The organism is Microvirga sp. BF8 (assembly GCF_059888585.1).
On sequence record NZ_CM187619.1, the window covers coordinates 2,601,568 to 2,617,641 of the forward strand.

At 63.4% G+C, this 16,074-nt stretch carries 17 protein-coding genes and 1 tRNA gene; 7 read left to right on the top strand and 11 right to left on the bottom strand.

Annotated elements, in window-relative coordinates; all coding sequences use genetic code 11:
- Positions 1–48 precede the first annotated feature (48 nt).
- Entirely contained in the window at positions 49–912 is an 864-nt protein-coding gene (gene purU / locus AC522E_RS12355; protein ID WP_500746565.1) for a formyltetrahydrofolate deformylase, read from the top strand.
- A gap of 14 nt (positions 913–926) precedes the next feature.
- On the opposite strand, the gene AC522E_RS12360 is transcribed toward purU, so the two are convergent.
- The 5 genes from AC522E_RS12360 to AC522E_RS12380 form a co-directional block, all read right to left on the bottom strand.
- On the bottom strand, positions 927–1,679 hold the full coding sequence (locus AC522E_RS12360; RefSeq protein ID WP_500746566.1) for a glycerophosphodiester phosphodiesterase family protein: 753 nt from the start codon (positions 1,677–1,679) through the stop codon (positions 927–929).
- A 10-nt stretch (positions 1,680–1,689) separates the two neighbouring features.
- Positions 1,690–2,610, bottom strand: coding sequence for an ABC transporter permease subunit (locus tag AC522E_RS12365; protein WP_500746567.1), 921 nt, complete (start codon positions 2,608–2,610; stop codon positions 1,690–1,692).
- Positions 2,611–2,612: 2 nt separating this feature from the next.
- Positions 2,613–3,524 carry an ABC transporter permease subunit gene (locus AC522E_RS12370; RefSeq protein WP_500746568.1) on the bottom strand — a complete coding sequence of 304 codons (912 nt, stop codon included), beginning with the start codon at positions 3,522–3,524 and terminating at the stop codon, positions 2,613–2,615.
- 70 nt (positions 3,525–3,594) lie between these two features.
- Entirely contained in the window at positions 3,595–4,920 is a 1,326-nt protein-coding gene (locus AC522E_RS12375) for an extracellular solute-binding protein (protein WP_500746569.1), read from the bottom strand.
- Positions 4,921–4,953: 33 nt separating this feature from the next.
- A complete protein-coding gene (locus AC522E_RS12380; RefSeq protein ID WP_500746570.1) occupies positions 4,954–6,336 on the bottom strand; it encodes a sn-glycerol-1-phosphate dehydrogenase in 1,383 nt (460 codons plus the stop codon).
- A gap of 168 nt (positions 6,337–6,504) precedes the next feature.
- Between AC522E_RS12380 and AC522E_RS12385 the strand changes: the two genes are divergently transcribed.
- Positions 6,505–7,467, top strand: a complete 963-nt coding sequence (locus AC522E_RS12385) for a sugar-binding transcriptional regulator (RefSeq protein WP_500746571.1) — start codon at positions 6,505–6,507, stop codon at positions 7,465–7,467.
- Positions 7,464–8,906, top strand: a complete 1,443-nt coding sequence (xylB, locus tag AC522E_RS12390; RefSeq protein WP_500746572.1) for a xylulokinase — start codon at positions 7,464–7,466, stop codon at positions 8,904–8,906. The genes AC522E_RS12385 and xylB overlap by 4 nt, the downstream gene beginning before the upstream one ends.
- Before the next feature lie 14 nt (positions 8,907–8,920).
- Here xylB and AC522E_RS12395 read toward each other — a convergent pair whose 3' ends face one another.
- Positions 8,921–9,493: an SH3 domain-containing protein gene (locus tag AC522E_RS12395; RefSeq protein WP_500746573.1), complete on the bottom strand. Its 573-nt coding sequence runs from the start codon at positions 9,491–9,493 to the stop codon at positions 8,921–8,923.
- A gap of 17 nt (positions 9,494–9,510) precedes the next feature.
- A complete protein-coding gene (locus AC522E_RS12400; protein WP_500746574.1) occupies positions 9,511–9,972 on the bottom strand; it encodes an invasion associated locus B family protein in 462 nt (153 codons plus the stop codon).
- Positions 9,973–10,205: 233 nt separating this feature from the next.
- On the opposite strand from AC522E_RS12400, the gene AC522E_RS12405 reads away from it, so the two are divergent.
- The 3 genes from AC522E_RS12405 to AC522E_RS12415 all read left to right on the top strand — a co-directional run bounded on the left by AC522E_RS12405 (position 10,206) and on the right by AC522E_RS12415 (position 12,496).
- Positions 10,206–10,607 (top strand): hypothetical protein, encoded by a 402-nt coding sequence (locus tag AC522E_RS12405; RefSeq protein ID WP_500746575.1) that lies wholly within the window; start codon positions 10,206–10,208, stop codon positions 10,605–10,607.
- Positions 10,608–10,766: 159 nt separating this feature from the next.
- Positions 10,767–11,738 (top strand): ABC transporter ATP-binding protein, encoded by a 972-nt coding sequence (locus AC522E_RS12410; RefSeq protein WP_500746576.1) that lies wholly within the window; start codon positions 10,767–10,769, stop codon positions 11,736–11,738.
- Positions 11,735–12,496, top strand: a complete 762-nt coding sequence (locus AC522E_RS12415) for an ABC transporter permease (RefSeq protein ID WP_500746577.1) — start codon at positions 11,735–11,737, stop codon at positions 12,494–12,496. Before AC522E_RS12410 ends, AC522E_RS12415 begins: the two co-directional genes overlap by 4 nt.
- A 94-nt stretch (positions 12,497–12,590) precedes the next feature.
- Here the strand turns inward: AC522E_RS12415 and AC522E_RS12420 are convergent, their stop codons facing one another.
- The 3 genes from AC522E_RS12420 to AC522E_RS12430 all read right to left on the bottom strand — a co-directional run bounded on the left by AC522E_RS12420 (position 12,591) and on the right by AC522E_RS12430 (position 14,750).
- On the bottom strand, positions 12,591–12,992 hold the full coding sequence (locus tag AC522E_RS12420; protein ID WP_500746578.1) for a hypothetical protein: 402 nt from the start codon (positions 12,990–12,992) through the stop codon (positions 12,591–12,593).
- 254 nt (positions 12,993–13,246) lie between these two features.
- Complete coding sequence (locus tag AC522E_RS12425) at positions 13,247–14,134, bottom strand: PhzF family phenazine biosynthesis protein (protein ID WP_500746579.1); 888 nt, start codon at positions 14,132–14,134, stop codon at positions 13,247–13,249.
- Between the two features lie 525 nt (positions 14,135–14,659).
- Positions 14,660–14,750, bottom strand: a tRNA-Ser gene (locus AC522E_RS12430).
- A gap of 239 nt (positions 14,751–14,989) precedes the next feature.
- Here AC522E_RS12430 and AC522E_RS12435 point away from each other — a divergent pair.
- Entirely contained in the window at positions 14,990–15,241 is a 252-nt protein-coding gene (locus tag AC522E_RS12435; protein ID WP_500746580.1) for a hypothetical protein, read from the top strand.
- Positions 15,242–15,262: 21 nt separating this feature from the next.
- Here AC522E_RS12435 and AC522E_RS12440 read toward each other — a convergent pair whose 3' ends face one another.
- Positions 15,263–16,054, bottom strand: coding sequence for a glycosyltransferase family 2 protein (locus AC522E_RS12440; protein ID WP_500746581.1), 792 nt, complete (start codon positions 16,052–16,054; stop codon positions 15,263–15,265).
- Positions 16,055–16,074: the final 20 nt, after the last annotated feature.

Consider the following 16,074-nt stretch of genomic DNA (forward strand, 5'->3'; position numbering starts at 1 on the left):
GCGCCCGAAACTTCTCTATGGAGAGGCACCTGCAATCTGGAAAGCGCGATGTCTGCCGAACAGTTCATTCTGACCCTGTCCTGTCCGAACCGCCCGGGCATCGTCGCGTCCGTGGCCACCCATCTCTTCAAAATCGGCGGCAACATTCTCGAAGCCCAGCAATACGATGATCTGCAGAGCAACCGCTTCTTCATGCGGGTCGTGTTCGACTTCATGCAGGAGCCGCAGCCGCTGGAGGTTCTGATCCGCGATTTTGCCCCCATCGCCTTGGTCCACGGGATGGATTTCTCCATCAGGAGTCGTAGCGACAAGCAGCGCGTCCTGCTCCTCGTCTCCAGGTTCGACCACTGCCTGGCCGATCTGCTTTATCGCTGGCGTACCGGAGAGTTGCCCATGGACATCGCCGCGATCGTGTCCAACCATCCGCGGGAGACTTTCGCCCATCACGATTTCTCGGGGATCGGCTTCCACTATCTGAAGGTCACCCGGGACACGAAGAAGGAACAGGAGGCTGCGCTATGGAACCTGGTGCAGTCGACCAAGGCCGACCTCGTCGTCCTCGCCCGCTACATGCAGGTCCTGTCGGACGATCTCGCGGCAAAGCTCTCAGGCCGCTGCATCAATATCCATCATTCCTTCCTCCCGGGCTTCAAGGGCGCCAAGCCCTACCATCAGGCGCATGAGCGTGGCGTGAAGCTTATCGGTGCGACGGCCCACTACGTCACGGCGGATCTCGACGAGGGGCCGATCATCGAGCAGGACGTGGAGCGGATCAGTCATCACGACACGCCGGATGACCTGATACGGAAGGGCCGCGACATCGAGCGCCGGGTCCTCGCCCGCGCCATCGCCTGGCACCTGGATGGACGCGTCCTCGTGAATGGATCGAAGACGATCGTCTTCAGGGACTGAGGACAGTGCCCGGGTCAGGCCGCCGCCCCGTCCTGGCGCTTCCGGATCTCGAGGGCAAGATCCGGCCGGTCCGTCGTGATCCGACGGATCGGTTGGCCCAACCAATAGGCCAGATCGTCCTCATCATTGGGAACCCAGGCACCGAGACGGTCCGCACCGACGGCGGAAAGGAACCGGTCCATGGTGTGGATCAAGAGAGCCTTCTCCACGGCGAGAATACAGCCGGGAATGGCGGTGAAGCGGGTGATAGCGCGTTCCAGACCGCCCATCATCTCCGCGGAGCGCCGGTCGAGGGAGGCGAGCACGCCGATTGTCTCATCCAGCCCCCTCACCCGCTCCAGTACGTCAGGCGCGAAGCAGGTCAGGATCGAGCGGTCCTGAAGCCCATGTCGTCGAATGACGTCCAGGATACGGGCCTCGACTCCTTCATAGGGATTGCCGACAGCATCGGTCTTGATCTCCATGTGAAGTTCAAGGTCGCTCCTGCCAAGGGTGTCCAGGACGTCGTCGAGGCTCGGGATGGTCTCGCGACTGTCCCGCAGGCCAATCGCCTTCAACTCCGCAAGGCTCTTTGCCCCGACGGGGCCGGAGCCGCGGGTCGTGCGCTCCAGGGTCGGGTCATGGATCACGACGAGCTTCCCGTCCCGCGTCTGGTGAATGTCGAACTCGACGCCCTCGACGCCAAGCCCCGCCAGATTGCGGAAGCCTTCGAGGCTGTTCTCGGGCCAGAGATTCCGGGCGCCGCGATGACCGATGATCATGACCATGGGATCGACCTTACTTGCTGCTGTCCACGAGGCCACGGACGAACCAGCGTTGCATGACGAGAATCACGAGCACCGGAGGCAGCATGGTCAGGAGCGCGCCGCTCATGGCGACGTTCCAGGCCGGCTCGGTGTCGGAACGGGGAATGAGGTTTTTGACGCCGATCACCGCAGTGGCCATCTCCTTGTCGGTCGTGAACAGGAGTGGCCAGAGATACTGGTTCCAGCCGTAGAGAAACAGGATGATCGAGAGCGCGATGATGTTGGAGCGCGACAAGGGCAGAAGGATCGTCCAGAAGAAGCGCATCGCGGTGGCGCCGTCGAGACGGGCGGCCTCCAGCAATTCCTCGGGAACGGTAAGGAAGAACTGGCGAAACAGGAAGGTCGCGGAAGCCGAGGCGATCAGCGGCAGGATCAGGCCCTGATAGGTATTCAGCATGTTCCATTCGAGGGCGATTTCGACACGGTAGCCCGTGATCCACTCCCAGAGAGCGGAGAGATCGAGGGCATCGACGATCCACTGGATCGGCAGGGCCGCATTCGCAACCGATTCATAGGTCGGCACGATGCGGACCTCGACGGGAAGCATCAGCGACGTAAAGATGAGCCAGAACGCGAGCATCCGGAAGCGGAAGCGGAAATAGGTGATGGCGAAGGCTGACAGAAGTGAAATCGCCACCTTGCCGACAGTGATGCCGATGGCGACGATGAAGGAGTTCACCAGCAGCCGGCCGAAATTCACCTTGCTCCAGGCTGTCGCCAGGTTTTCGAAGAAATGACCGCCGGGCAGCCAGGGCATCGGCACCTGCTGAACCTCCTGCATGGTCAGCGAGCCCGCAATGAATGCGAAATAGAGCGGCAGGCATACGAGCACGATGCCGCCGAGCAGGACCAGGTGGCAGATAGCCGTGAGAAGGGGGGAGCGTTCGACCATGTTCAGATGCTGTAGTTCACCTTGCGCTCGACATATTTGAACTGCAGGAGCGTGAGCAGCAGCGCAAAGGTCATGAGCAGCACGGATTGTGCCGCCGACGAGCCGAGATCGAGGTTGATGAAGCCGTCCTGATAGACCTTGTAGACCAGGATGTTGGTGGCTCCTGCGGGTCCGCCATGGGTGACGGCGTCGATGATCGCGAAGGTTTCGAAGAATCCATAGACGAAGTTCATCGTGGCCAGGAAGAACAGGGTCGGCCCAAGGAGCGGCAGCGCGATCTGGAAGAAGCGCTTGATCGGGCCGGCCCCATCGACGGCGGCGGCCTCCATGAGCGATTGCGGCACCGCGAGAAGACCCGCGACGAGGAAGATGTAATCATAGCAGATGTGCTTCCAGGATGCGGCCAGCACCACCAGGAGCATGGCGTCGTTGCCATTGCGGTTAGGATCCCAGGCGAAGCCCAGGGACTTGATGACGAAAGCGATGGGACCGACCGCCGGATTGAACAGGAACGCCCACATCACGCCGGCGATAACCGGCGCTATCGCGTAGGGCAGAAGGATCACGCCCTTGTAGGCGGACTGGAAGCGTACGACCCGGTCCGTAGCGAACGCGAGGATCAGCGCAACCACGATGGTCAGCACATTCTGCGACAGGGTAAACCAGATCGTGACCCAGACCGAGTTGCGATAGCTTTCGCTCTGGAGAAGCGCCGTGAAATTGTCGAGCCCGACGAAATGGACGGTTGCGCCGAACGGATCCGCGAGCAGGAACGCCTGCATCAGGGCGCGGATGGCGGGAATGAAAAAGAAAAACAGCAGAATCAGAAGCTGCGGCAGGAGCAGCAGGGTCGGCAGGCCCGCCGTCCCGAAATGCGCCTGCTTCAGGCCAGGCTCGTGAATGCGTGCAACCACGTCAAAGCTCCGCTCAACGGATGTGGAGGCGGCACGGAGAGGGAGGAATTCCCCGTGCCGCTCCGACCGGTCAGTACTTGCCTTTGTTGAGGCGTTCGTACTGGCGGAGGATCTCATTGCCCCGTTTCACGGCATCATCCATGGCCTGCTGGGCGTCCTTCTTGCCGGCGAACAGGGCCTCGACCTCCTCGCGCTGAGCGAACATGCTCTGCGTGAAGTTGCCGAAGTGGAAGCCGAGGGAGTTCTCCGTCGGCGTGCCGCGGTTGAGTTGCTGGATGGCGATCTCACGAGTCGGGCTTTCCTTGTAATAGCCCTGCGACTTGGCAAGCTCGTAGGCCTTGTTCGTCAGCGGTACATAGCCCGTAGCCTTGTGCCACCAGAGCTGCGTCTCCGGCTTTGCCAAATAGTCGAAGAAGGCGGCGATAGCCTTCTCCTCTTCAGGCTTGTGGCCCTTGATGACCCAGAGAGCGGCTCCGCCGATGGTGCTGTTCTTCGGCTGGCGGCCCTCTTCCCACGGCAGGAAGGTTGCGCTCCACGCAATCTTCGAGTTGCGCTCGATGCCGCTATGAGCCGCGGTTGAGGCGAAATAGGTGGCACAGGTGCCGGAGGTGAAAAGCTGTTCAGGGCTGAAACCCTGGCCGGCGATCTGCAGGACTCCGTCGTCGAGCCAGCGCTTCAGGCGCGCCACCTGCGGGACCACGAGGGTCTTGTTGTAGACGAACTCCGTATCGAGCCCTTCATAGCCGTTCGCCTTGGTGGCGTAGGGCTGGTCGTTGATGGCGCTGTAGTTCTCGATCAGGCTCCAATGATAGTCGGTTGCAAGAGCCGTGCCGCATTCGGCAGCGCCGGATTTCTTGATCGCGTAGATCTGCTTCTCGAACTCGCCCCATGTCTCGGCCGGCTTGTCGAAGCCCGCCTTCTTGAACTGGTCCTTGTTGTAGAAGAGGATCGGCGAGGACGAGTTGAAGGGCATCGCCGCAAGCTTGCCCTTGTAGGAGTAGAACCCGGCGACGGGCTTGATGAAGTCGTTCCAGTCGACCTTGTGGCCGGTCTTGTCCATCAGCTCCTGCACAGGAACGATGGCGTCCGACAGCAGCATGGTCATGAAGCCGCGCTCGTAGATCTGAACGATATGGGGCGGACGCTTGGCGCGGTAAGCGGCGATGGTGCTGTTGATCACCTCGTCGTAGTTGCCCTTGTTGACGGCAACGACCTTGTACTGCTCATTGGAGTCGTTGAATTTCTTGACGAGTTCGTCCACGCGCTCGCCATTGACGCCGTTCATGGCATGCCACCATTGCACCTCGACCGGCTGCGCCATTGCCGTTGCGCTCGACAGGCACAGAGCAAGGGCGCCCGCGGCGGCCTGAGCCTTGATAGAAAGATATGTCACCATAGATCCTCCCTATTGATTGTCGTTTCGTTGTGCTCAGGCAGATGCGCTGTGACGCGTCTCCGCTCCTGAACGCCGTCCCCAGAAGCCGTTCGCGGCAAAGAGAGCGGCGATTCCCTTGTCGAGCCATCCCAGATCGTCGAGAAGATCGAGAATGGTGTAGCGTCGGCGGATCAGGCGCGCGCGCCGGTAATCCGCTGCAAGCTTCGTCAGCGGCACTCCGAGATCGTGCGGATGCGCCGGCGCGCCCGCCAGACGAAGCCAGGATTCCATCCTGGCGGCAGGCACGCAGGAGGCGCGCAACTCCTCGCGCAGCGCCGGCCAGCTTTCCACGAGGATCGCGAGCCGCTCGCTGCGGCGGGCTGTCCCCTTCGCCTTGAGGGCCATCTCCTTCCGTGCGCTGTCCGCGAGATGCCCCTCCGGAAATCCGGCCACGATTTCAGCCTCCACCCGTTCGGGCGAAGAAGCGGCACCGATGGCATCCCTGATGGTACCGGCGGTGATGGGCTGATCCAGAAACCACTCATAGAGCGCGAGAAGCGCGACTGTGCCGATGCCCACGCACGCGCCGTGCGCGGCGGGCTCGCCCTGGAACGTGAGACGCTCCATCTCCCAGACATGGGAGATGAGATGCTCCGCGCCGCTCGCCGGACGTGAATTGCCATGCGCCTGCATGGCGAAACCCGCGACGAGAAGACCATTGACGAGATCGCCCGTGGCCGCCGGATCGCCGACCGCGATATCGCCGGGCCTGGAGAGCCATTCGCGGACATTGTCCTGCACCATTGCAAATGGCTCGGGACTGATGGGCTCCTCGCCAAGCGCGTCGGCAAGCCTCCAGTCGGCACCGGCGACGATCTTGCCGGCAAGGTCGCCATAGCCCCATCCCGCCATCCGCCCCGGAGCCTTGGCGACGATATCGAGATCGGCCACCACGGAGACGGGTGGGGCGCAGTCGAGTGTCCGCTTGAAACCGTCGTCGAGCAGCGCCGCGCCGGAGGCCGCATAACCGTCCATGGACGCGGCGGTCGCCACGCAGATGTAGGGCACGCCTGCCACCTCGGCCGCGTATTTCGTCAGGTCGTTGATGACGCCCGATCCGACCGAGACTGGAACGGCACCCCGCTCGCGAATCGTCGCAGCGATCTCGCGCGCCGTTTTTGCGTGGGGCTTCACGCGTGGTTTTTCTCCCAGGACGATCGGCTCGGCAACGGAGAAGCCCGCCTGTTCGAGCACGGACGCCGCATGGCGCCCTGCTACGTTCATTGTGTTGTCGTCGGCAATCACGATCAACGGCTTCCCACTGAAATCCCTGGCACTTTCGGGCAGCGCAGTCAGGGCGGATGGCGCCACGAAGACACTGCGGGTCACTGCAGCATTCCGTATCGCCCTGTCGAGCACTCGCGCCTGGTCGGCCATCGATCCCTCATGGAAATTACATTTGAATAGTTTGTATTACAATTGTATGACCATGGCAACGGCCCTGTTTCCGGCTCAGGGCCAGGCTCTCTTCGGCGAGCCGCCTTGTGGAGCGAGGGCACTTATGACAATGGCGGTCCGCAACAGCGTTTCTCGAAGGCTCCGGCCATGAACCATTCCGACGAGCAGATCGAAGCCCGGGTCGCCTGGCTCTATTTCATGGAGGGACTGACCCAGGCCGATATCGCCGAGAAGCTCGGCATGACCCGGTTGCGGGTCAACCGCATGCTGGTGGAAGCGCGCACCAGCGGCCTCGTCAGCATTACGCTCAATTCGCGTTTCGCGAGCTGCCTCGAACTCGAGCAGACTCTCGTCAGGGAGCTCGGGCTCAAGGCTGCGATCATCATTCCGACGCCGCAGGACCCGGACCTCATCCCCGTCCTTCTCGGGCAGGCGACGGGCGAATTTCTTTCGACCTATCTGGAAGAGAATACGGTGTCCGGCCTTGGAGTCGGATGGGGCGCAACCCTGCGGGAGACGATCCGCAACATGCGCGCAGGGCGCTATCCGGAGCTCTGCGTCAACTCAATGATGGGCGGCCTGACCCACGGGCTCGAGCTCAACACCTTCGAGACCGCGAGCGGCCTCGCCGACAGGCTCAAGGCGCAATGCCAGTATCTAGCCGCGCCGATCTATGCCGGCAGTCCCGAATCTCGGGACATCATCCTGGCACAGGACGTGTTTCGCGAGACCTTCGAGCGCATCGCCACCAACGACATCGCCGTGCTGAGCATCGGCGATCTGTCGGATCGTTCCCTCCTGGTGCGCTATGGCCTGCCGCGGGACGTCTCCACAAGCGAGTTGAGAGACAAGGGAGCGGTCGGCGACATCATGGGTCAGTTCTACGACGGCAATGGCCAGCCCATCGACCACCCGCTCAACCGCCGCGCCATCGCCCTGCCGCTCGATGGGCTCTCGCAGATTCCGACCGTCGTTCTGGCGTCGGGCGGGGCGAACAAGACGCTTGCCGTCGCTGGCGCTCTGCGGGCGAAGCGCGCCACGGTTCTCGTCTGCGACGAGGATACCGCGCGCGAGGCCTACGCCGAATTGTGCGGGGAGCGTGCAGCATGAGCGTGTTTCTCGGCATCGATATCGGCACGTCCGGGGTCAAGTCTGTCATCGTCGATGAAGACGATCGGGTCAGGGCGGAGGCAAGCGCGCCGCTGACGATCCAGCGTCCTCGGCCGCTCTGGTCGGAGCAGGCGCCCGACGCGTGGTGGCAAGCGGTCGCAAGAACGCTCGACGACCTCGCGGCGAGAGAGAAATCGGCCATGGAAGAGGTCGACGCCATTGGCCTGTCCGGCCAGATGCTCGGCGTCGCCCTGCTCGATTCCGACGGCGGCGCTCTGCGCCCTGCCCTGCTCTGGAACGACGGGCGTGCCGAGATGGAATGCACAGAATTGCGCGACATCGTTCCCGACTTCCCAGGCATCACCGGCAGCCAGCCCATGCCGGGCTTCTCGGCGCCGAAGCTTCGCTGGCTCGCAAAGCACGAACCGGACCTGCTCGGCGCCGCCCGCTGGATCCTCCTCCCGAAAGACTACGTGAGGCTGCAACTCACCGGCGATATCGTGTCGGATCTCGCAGACACATCGGCGACCCTTCTCGTCGACGCGAGCCGCGGCGCATACCACGAGCCGATCCTCGCAGCCTGCGGGGTCGATGCGTCCCAGTTGCCGCCGATCATTGCGAGCACCTCGATCGGCGGCACGCTCAAGCCAATCCTGGCAACCCGGTGGGGATTGAAGGCGAATGTACCCGTCGTGGGCGGCGCGGGCGACAACATGGCGGGCGCGGTCGGCGCGGGTGTCGTGGCATCGGGCCAGGCTTTCATCAGCCTGGGCACCTCCGGCGTGTATTTCGTCGCGAACGACGCATTCCTTCCTGCTTACGATCGCGGCATGCACACCCATCGCCACGCGATTCCGGACTTGTATGCCCAGCACGGTGTCATCCTCAGCGCCACAGCGGCCCTCTCCTGGATCGCGGAGGTCACGGGCGGCGAGGATGTCGGCACGCTCGTGCGCTCCATCGAGGCCGATCCACTGCCCCCCGGAGAGACACCGGTCTTTACGCCCTATCTCGCGGGGGAGCGTACGCCTCACAACAACCCGAACCTGACCGCCTCGTTTACGGGCATGACCTTCGCAACCACGCGCCGGCACCTCGTTCAGGCGGTGATGGAAGGCGTCGCCCTGGCCTTGGGTGACTGCCACGAGGCCCTTCTGTCGAGCGGGGTCGCCATCGATCGGGTCGCGCTCGTCGGAGGAGGATCGCGCAGCCCGTTCTGGGCCTCGCTGATCGCCAGCGCCATCGACCGGCCGCTGAGCGCTCCCTTGAGCGCCGCGTTCGGCCCTGCGCTCGGCGCGGCACGGCTGGCGCGCAGGGCCCTCGGCGGCGACCTGATCGCCGGAAAGGGATGCGAGGTCGCCTACACGGCCCCACCACGCGCCGATCTGGCCGAAGGCTTGCACCGCAAGAAGGATGCCTACCGGCGGGCAGGCGCCTAGGGCGCCGCGGAAATCTACAGAAGATTGCGAACGGCGCCCCAGACACTCCGGTCGGGAATCACCTCGTCGGGATACACGCCCCACAATCGTGTCTGTCTGACATAGCCGCCGACGTCGCGCCCAGGCAGGCGGATGGAGCACCAGGTGAGGTCGCACCATTGCACGCCAACGAGCACGCGGGGCTGCAGGCGCGCGACAACGGCCGCGTGCACGTTTCTCGTCGAACGCAATTCGACAGGCTCCTTGCTCCAGGGGTCGACCAGGGCGGAGCGCCGCAGCGACAGGAGAGCCGCGCTGATCCAGCCCTCGCCGCCGTCGCTGGTGCGGACGCGCCGCCAATTGCCGAAAGTGGCAAGAACTTCGACAGGAAGTCCGCGCTTACGATACACCCAGCGGATCGGATAGGACCGGCCCGGGCCGACGCGGACATTGCTCACGGGCCGCTTCAGGGACGCGAAATAGGGAATTTCCACGGCGCGCCGGTGATCCGGGGCGGATCGGGCCGCCACCGGAGCCAGAAGGACGGCAAGGACCGCGCCGAGACCGGACAGTCCGAGACCCGAAAGCCTTGCGAAGCGATGCGGCATGGACCTTCCCTCGCCCGCTATCGGCACGCGCGTACCGCTTTTTTCATCGCCGCCGAGACTCCCTTGAGCGAGAAGCTGTAGGCCGTCCTGTTCCCGCGCCGGGACATGGCTTCAACGGTCAGGTTTCGTCCTTTTCGCAGCGCCGCCATGAATTCCCCCTCGCGCTCCTCGCGGCGGAGCCAGGCGTAGTGCCCGCGAGGAAGCATGACGAATGCGGCGCCATCCACGGACACCCGGATGGCCTCGGGGGCGAATTCGTAGCCCGCACGGAGGCTGGCCTCCGTCTCGGATGCTCCCTGCCTGCGGTGCCGAACAGCAATGCTTACACGACCGTGATCGAGATTCTCAGGTTTCAGCGTCTCCGCTTCTGCATAGATATAACAAACCTTGGTCTTGCCTTCGTATGAGGTCCAGGCGCTCCAGCTCTGAAACGTCCCGAGCGGCTTGATATCCTGCGCGAAAACGTTGGAACAGGTCATGACGACTAGCGCCAATGCTGGAGCGAAGGATCGTTTCATCCAGAAAATACTCACTTTTCGTTCTTCGAGAATGCGCGAACCTTTTCAGCCGGAGCTTACCGAACAGTTAAGAAGGCGGCATTCTTCCCCGCCCCGGCGGCGTCCGAAGGGTGCGGCCGATCGCTGCTGTGTCCCATTGCAGTGCCTGAAAGTCACCACACTCGGCCACTAGCCCTCGGACAAAGGAGAATGTGATGACATCTGGACTGACCGACCTCGCTCCGATGGCAGCGGCGCTCTTCCTGGGTCTGTGCCTGCTCTGGCTGGCCTGGCGTGCCTTGCGCCGCCTCGTGGCGGCACCGCGCTCGGAGCGCCAGGAACCAGCCTTCCAGGATTCCCCGGAGCCGGTTTCCACCCGCCGCGAGCCTGCTCTCAATCCTGTCCACCCCGCCCCGCATCCCAACGTGCCCGACGCCGCCGACATCCTGGCGCTCAAGGCCAGCATCGATGCACTCACCAAACAGATCGCCTCCCTCGAGCGTCGCCTGACTCCGGCGAATTCGAACGTGGCACCGGGCGATCGTCCCGCGCCCAAGCCGGTTCCGCTCGATGTCCTTGCCAGCGTCCCGCTCGTTGTGCCGGACCGACGGGGCTGATCCCGCCCCAGCGGGAGGAGTGCGGGTGCCCGGATGGTTCTTCCCGGTCCGGGCTTGCTGAAACGCGGCCGCGGTCGTAAACCGCGTGCCCCGCAGAGGGCGTGAGAATCGGCTGGGCGCCAGGCGCCGTGCATTCTGCGCCAAAGGAAAAGGTGGCTCATGAGGCCGCTCGACAAGACGCAGACCGCACGCTTTCCCGGCACATCGGATGCCGTGATCGCGGTTTCGCAACTCAGCAAGATCTATGCTTCGGGCTTCCAGGCCCTGCGGAACGTGGATCTCGACATCCGCCGCCGGGAGATCTTCGCCCTGCTCGGCCCCAACGGCGCCGGCAAGACGACCCTGATCGGCACGATCTGCGGCATCGTCAGCCCCAGTGCCGGCCGCATCACGGTCGACGGTCACGACATCGTCCGCGATTATCGCGCGGCCCGCACGAAGATCGGCCTTGTCCCGCAGGAACTCTCCACGGATGCCTTCGAAAGCGTGTGGGACACGGTGAAATTCAGCCGCGGGCTTTTCGGTAAACCTCCGAATCCTGCCTATATCGAGAAGATTCTCAGGGATCTCTCCCTGTGGGAGAAGCGCGACACCAAGATCCGCGCGCTCTCGGGCGGCATGAAACGCCGTGTGATGATCGCCAAGGCCCTGTCGCACGAGCCGGAGATCCTGTTCCTCGACGAGCCGACCGCGGGCGTCGACGTGGAATTGCGGCGCGATATGTGGGAAATGGTCCGCCGCCTGCGTGAGAACGGCGTCACCATCATCCTGACCACGCACTACATCGAGGAGGCCGAGGAAATGGCCGATCGGGTCGGCGTGATCAGCAAGGGCGAGATCATCCTTGTCGAGGACAAGGCGGCGCTGATGCACAAGCTCGGCAAGAGGCAGCTCACCCTGCATCTGCAGGCACCGCTTCAGGCGCTTCCGCCCGATCTGAGAGACGGCCGGCTCGAATTGTCCGCCGACGGCTCGGAGCTGACCTATACCTTCGATGCACAGAGCGAACAGACGGGAATCGCCGACCTGCTCCGACGCCTCACGGACCACGGGATCGATTTCAAGGATCTGAACACGAAGCAGAGCTCGCTCGAGGAAATCTTCGTCAGCCTGGTAGGAGCGCGCTCATGAACATTCACGCGATCAAGGCGATCTACCTTTTCGAAATGGCGCGCATGTGGCGCACCCTGCTGCAGAGTCTTGCGTCCCCGGTGATTTCGACATCGCTCTATTTCATCGTCTTCGGCTCCGCCATCGGCGGACACATGGCGCAGATCGACGGCGTCAGCTACGGTGCCTTCATCGTGCCCGGCCTGATCATGCTCTCGATCCTGACGATGAGCATCTCGAACGCATCGTTCGGCATCTACATGCCGAAATTCACCGGCACCATCTACGAAGTTCTCTCCGCTCCGATCTCCGCGCTCGAGATCGTCATCGGCTATGTCGGCGCGGCGGCCACGAAGTCGATCATCCTCGGTCTTATCATCCTCGTGACTGCACGGGTGTTCGTGTCCTTCTCGGTCGTGCATCCGTTCTGGATGATCGCCTTCCTGGTCCTGACTTCGGTGACGTTCAGCCTGTTCGGCTTCATCATCGGGATTTGGGCGGACGGATTCGAAAAGCTGCAGCTCGTGCCGATGATGATCATCACACCACTCACCTTTCTCGGCGGCAGCTTCTATTCCATCAACATGCTCCCGCCCTTCTGGCAGAAGGTGACCTTGTTCAACCCGGTCGTCTATCTCGTCAGCGGCTTCCGCTGGAGCTTCTACAACGTCTCCGACGTCGCCGTCGGCATAAGCCTCGGCATGACCGTTGTCTTCATGGCGCTATGTCTGATCGTGATCGGGGTCATGTTCCGGACGGGATATCGGATGAAGGCGTGACACCAAGAGATTATGCCGGCTCCGAATCCGGCTCCTGATAACGCTCGAAGGTCATATCGTGGCGACGAGCCGGGATGGCCCTGCTTGTCGCGTCTCACTTCACCTTGGATCGAGGCTTCGCCTTTTCCGGACAGGCGAAGACGAACTCGGAATGGAGCGGGGTGAGCCGCTCGCCAGCGACGACCCGGCAGGTGGGACGGTTGGCGGCGAGGTATTCCCGCGCCCCCTCTTCGAAGGATACGCCGGTCGTCGAACTGACACTCCGGGCGCCTCTCATGCCCTCACAGATTGGCTGCACGATGTTGCCGGCGTATGGGGTCACGAGCAGTCTCGAGCCGTCCGGATGGAGTGCCACCAGATAGGCGCTGCACCTTGCCTTGATCGCGACGCCGCTTCCCGGTGCATAGCTCCACAGGGACCCGCTGGCCGTAGAGCAGGCCGAGAGACCCAGGGCCAGGGCGATCGCCAAGCCGGTTTTGTCGGGCCGATAGGACATGGGCCTCATGCGTTTCGAGACAAGGCAAAATTCCTGCTACGGACGATTTATTCCCCAATGCTGGCCAAAAGATGGGCGTTCGAGGGGCCGGCGCGTGAGACCTGCCGACTCCCGGATTCGTGCGGCGGCTGATGGTGCAGAGCCTCCGCGACGAGCCGTAGTTCTCTCCCTGCCCGTTCAACAGAGTGGCGACCCTTGCAATCGAGGATGCGGCCGCGCTCCATCAAGCTTCGGCGCGGCAGCTCCACGACGGCCTAGAGCAGCACCTCACCCCGGAACATGGGCGCGCAGCTGCCTCCGACGCGGGAGCGGAAGCCATCCTCTGCGCGCCGCGACGTCACCTTCAGCAGGCTTGGTCGACCCATCTCGACGCCCTGCGTAATGGTGAAGGCCGCCTCGGCTCCGCCGTCGAGCGAGAGCAGCAACGCGCCGAGCGTGGCGCTGGCGCTGCCTGTGGCCGGGTCCTCCCAGGTGCCGGCGAGAGGTGCGAACATCCGTGCCCGGATGGTCTGGCCGTCGCGGGCATAGAGGAACAGCGACAAGCGCCCGGCCAGCTCGGAATGCTGTCGCACGAGCTTGCGGAACACGGTGAGATCGGGAGTGGCCTCCGCCAGAGCCTCGGCTGCGACCTGCGTCAACACGAAGTTGACCCCGACCGAGGCAGGCACCGGCTTGTGGGCCGTCGTGACGATATCCTTGACCGAAAGCCCCGCGCAGGCGGCGATCTCGTCGACAGGCAGCACCGTACCGAGAGACAAGGCCTGCGGCGCCGCGATTTCGGCCCCTGTCACCTCTCCGGTCGCATCGCGCTCCACAGCGATCTCGACGAGGCCGGCCTTCTGCTCGAAGCGCAGCACGCCGTCGCGGTCGCGGCCATGGCGCGCCAGCACGCAAGCCGTTCCGACATTGGGATGGCCAGCGAACGGCATCTCGGCCTTACGATGGAAGATGCGCACGCGCGCATCATTGGCCGGATCGTCGGCTGGCAGGACGAAGGTCGTCTCGCTGTAGTTCATTTCCGCCGCCAGTGCCTGCATCTGCGCGTCGGAAAGCCCGCGCGCATCGGTGAAGACAGCGAGCGGATTGCCACCGAAGGGGCGGTCAGTGAAGACGTCGACTGTTTCGTACGGAAAGCGCGGCATGGCGGACTCCGAAGGCGGGTCAGGCTCAGCCGTTCCTACCAGCGACACCGGCGCAAAGCCAATGAAGCGATGGAATGCGATCCATCACTCTTGGTAATTATGGTCCGTACTTGCGTCCGGACGCTTCTACTTTTTCGGTCGTCGAGGCGCGGGTCGGGCTTGCCGGTCAGGGCCGTCAGATCCCGGCGAAGACCGCCGCTGTTGGCACAAAGCGGACCACGCGCTTCACCAGGGCTGCGTCCTTTCGGTGGCCACGGGTGGCGATCGTCCGGGCCCGGACGGCCTTTGGTTCGTCAGCAGCCCCGATCTTGGTGGGCAGCTTTGCGACGCCTCTCACTTCAAGGCATGTGAAGTCATCAGGACGCGGCGGGCAAACTGCCAGAACCGGTTCCGCTTGGTCAGACAGTCGGCCAACCGGCTGCCCCGTGCTGGGCGCTTTGCCGGACAGATCTGCGCCACGCGAGCGGGAAACGGCCTCCGGAGGCTAGAAAGTCTTTCAGGGTAAGGACATTCAAGGAATTGTGGTGGCGGAGACGGAGGGATTCGAACCCTCGATACCCTTTTGGGGTATGCTCATTTAGCAAACGAGTGCCTTCAGCCTCTCGGCCACGTCTCCATCGACAGGGAGTGGAATCTCGTTCCAGTCCGCCCCACCGGCGGCGCATATGGCGCGATAATGCCCCCCTCGTCAAGGTCGGTCGGACAGAACAATTCGGTTTGACGAGCCTCGGCGGGATAGGATCCTGAACCTGCCGCGGCTCGCGCCCACCCCTGCGTCAACTTGTGCGGAGTTGCACGTCCGGCCCAGCCCGATCCCCCTAGTCTCCTGGCAACGGCACGAGAGAGGCTTCCCGCGTGGATTCGGACCAGGACATTCAGGAGCATGCGGCACCGTCACGCGTCGGGGCTTTGTCCGATATCAGGGAGCAATTTCTCGAAGAGACGCCGCGGACGCTGCCGGGGCGGTTTGCCATAGCCGCCTTGCTGATGCTGGCGGGCCTGTGGATCGGTCTGTTCTCCTGGCTGGGATCCTATGCCTTCGAGCTGTCGGAGAAGTGGACCAGCGAGGAGCCGGGACGGCCACCGTCTCTCTTCGGGAAAAAGTGATCCGGCATGGGAGAGAAGGGTCTAGTCGCCCCTTGACGCAGGCCCCTTCAAGGCGTTGAGCCGGCGCTTCTCGTAGTGCTTGGCAAGGCGCAGGTGCCGGGAGATGGCGTAGTTCATCGCCGTCAGGAAGCCGTAGGTTCCCCGCAGGGCGTGGCGACGGCCGATATAAGCCTTGAGGAATGCCGCCGGCAGCTCGAAGAACACCCGCCAGGTCGGAATCGAGACACCGCGGATTTCCAGATCGACCGCTTGCTGGTCCGAATAGCGGTTGAGCTTGGCCAATTGATCGCCGAGGGACCGCACCGACCAGTGATGAATGATCGCCTTGAGCCTTCCGACCTTGGTGCCAGGCATGAGATCGACCCGGTCATGCACCAGCGAGGGGGAATAGCGCCCCCAGTCCTTGCGGTAGAGACGCACGGGGAAAAGGGTGTACGCGAAGGGATGCGGCGCCGCCTCGCCCGGAAAAATCTCGGCAATTCCGATCCGGTAAGCCTGGCGGGGCGGCTCGCCATTGGCGAAGAGAGCCCTTATCTCGGCCGCCAGCTTCGGCGGCACGACCTCGTCCGCGTCGACATTCAGGAGCCAATCGTAGCGGCACTGATCCTCGGCGAAGCGCTTCTGAGGGCCATAGCCCGGCCAGGGGTTGAAGATGACCCGCGCCCCGAGTTCCTCCGCCACCGCCTGCGTGCCGTCCGTGGAACCGGAATCGACGACGATCAGATCGTCCGTCAGGTCGCGGACGGCCCGGATGGTGTCGCCGATGCGGTCGGCTTCGTTCTTGGCGATGATGAAAACGGAAACAGGAAGCATGGTGACAGGAGCCGAATGAT

Bases quoted from the DNA above. Each gene is read 5' to 3' on its own strand.
- AC522E_RS12375 (WP_500746569.1), bottom strand. From the start codon at position 4,920: ATGGTGACATATCTTTCTATCAAGGCTCAGGCCGCCGCGGGCGCCCTT.
- AC522E_RS12400 (WP_500746574.1), bottom strand. From the start codon at position 9,972: ATGACCTGTTCCAACGTTTTCGCGCAGGATATCAAGCCGCTCGGGACG.
- AC522E_RS12420 (WP_500746578.1), bottom strand. From the start codon at position 12,992: ATGTCCTATCGGCCCGACAAAACCGGCTTGGCGATCGCCCTGGCCCTG.
- AC522E_RS12395 (WP_500746573.1), bottom strand. From the start codon at position 9,493: ATGCCGCATCGCTTCGCAAGGCTTTCGGGTCTCGGACTGTCCGGTCTC.
- AC522E_RS12440 (WP_500746581.1), bottom strand. From the start codon at position 16,054: ATGCTTCCTGTTTCCGTTTTCATCATCGCCAAGAACGAAGCCGACCGC.
- AC522E_RS12425 (WP_500746579.1), bottom strand. From the start codon at position 14,134: ATGCCGCGCTTTCCGTACGAAACAGTCGACGTCTTCACTGACCGCCCC.
- AC522E_RS12365 (WP_500746567.1), bottom strand. From the start codon at position 2,610: ATGGTCGAACGCTCCCCCCTTCTCACGGCTATCTGCCACCTGGTCCTG.
- AC522E_RS12380 (WP_500746570.1), bottom strand. From the start codon at position 6,336: ATGGCCGACCAGGCGCGAGTGCTCGACAGGGCGATACGGAATGCTGCA.
- AC522E_RS12405 (WP_500746575.1), top strand. From the start codon at position 10,206: ATGACATCTGGACTGACCGACCTCGCTCCGATGGCAGCGGCGCTCTTC.
- AC522E_RS12415 (WP_500746577.1), top strand. From the start codon at position 11,735: ATGAACATTCACGCGATCAAGGCGATCTACCTTTTCGAAATGGCGCGC.
- purU (WP_500746565.1), top strand. From the start codon at position 49: ATGTCTGCCGAACAGTTCATTCTGACCCTGTCCTGTCCGAACCGCCCG.
- AC522E_RS12410 (WP_500746576.1), top strand. From the start codon at position 10,767: ATGAGGCCGCTCGACAAGACGCAGACCGCACGCTTTCCCGGCACATCG.
- AC522E_RS12385 (WP_500746571.1), top strand. From the start codon at position 6,505: ATGAACCATTCCGACGAGCAGATCGAAGCCCGGGTCGCCTGGCTCTAT.
- xylB (WP_500746572.1), top strand. From the start codon at position 7,464: ATGAGCGTGTTTCTCGGCATCGATATCGGCACGTCCGGGGTCAAGTCT.
- AC522E_RS12360 (WP_500746566.1), bottom strand. From the start codon at position 1,679: ATGGTCATGATCATCGGTCATCGCGGCGCCCGGAATCTCTGGCCCGAG.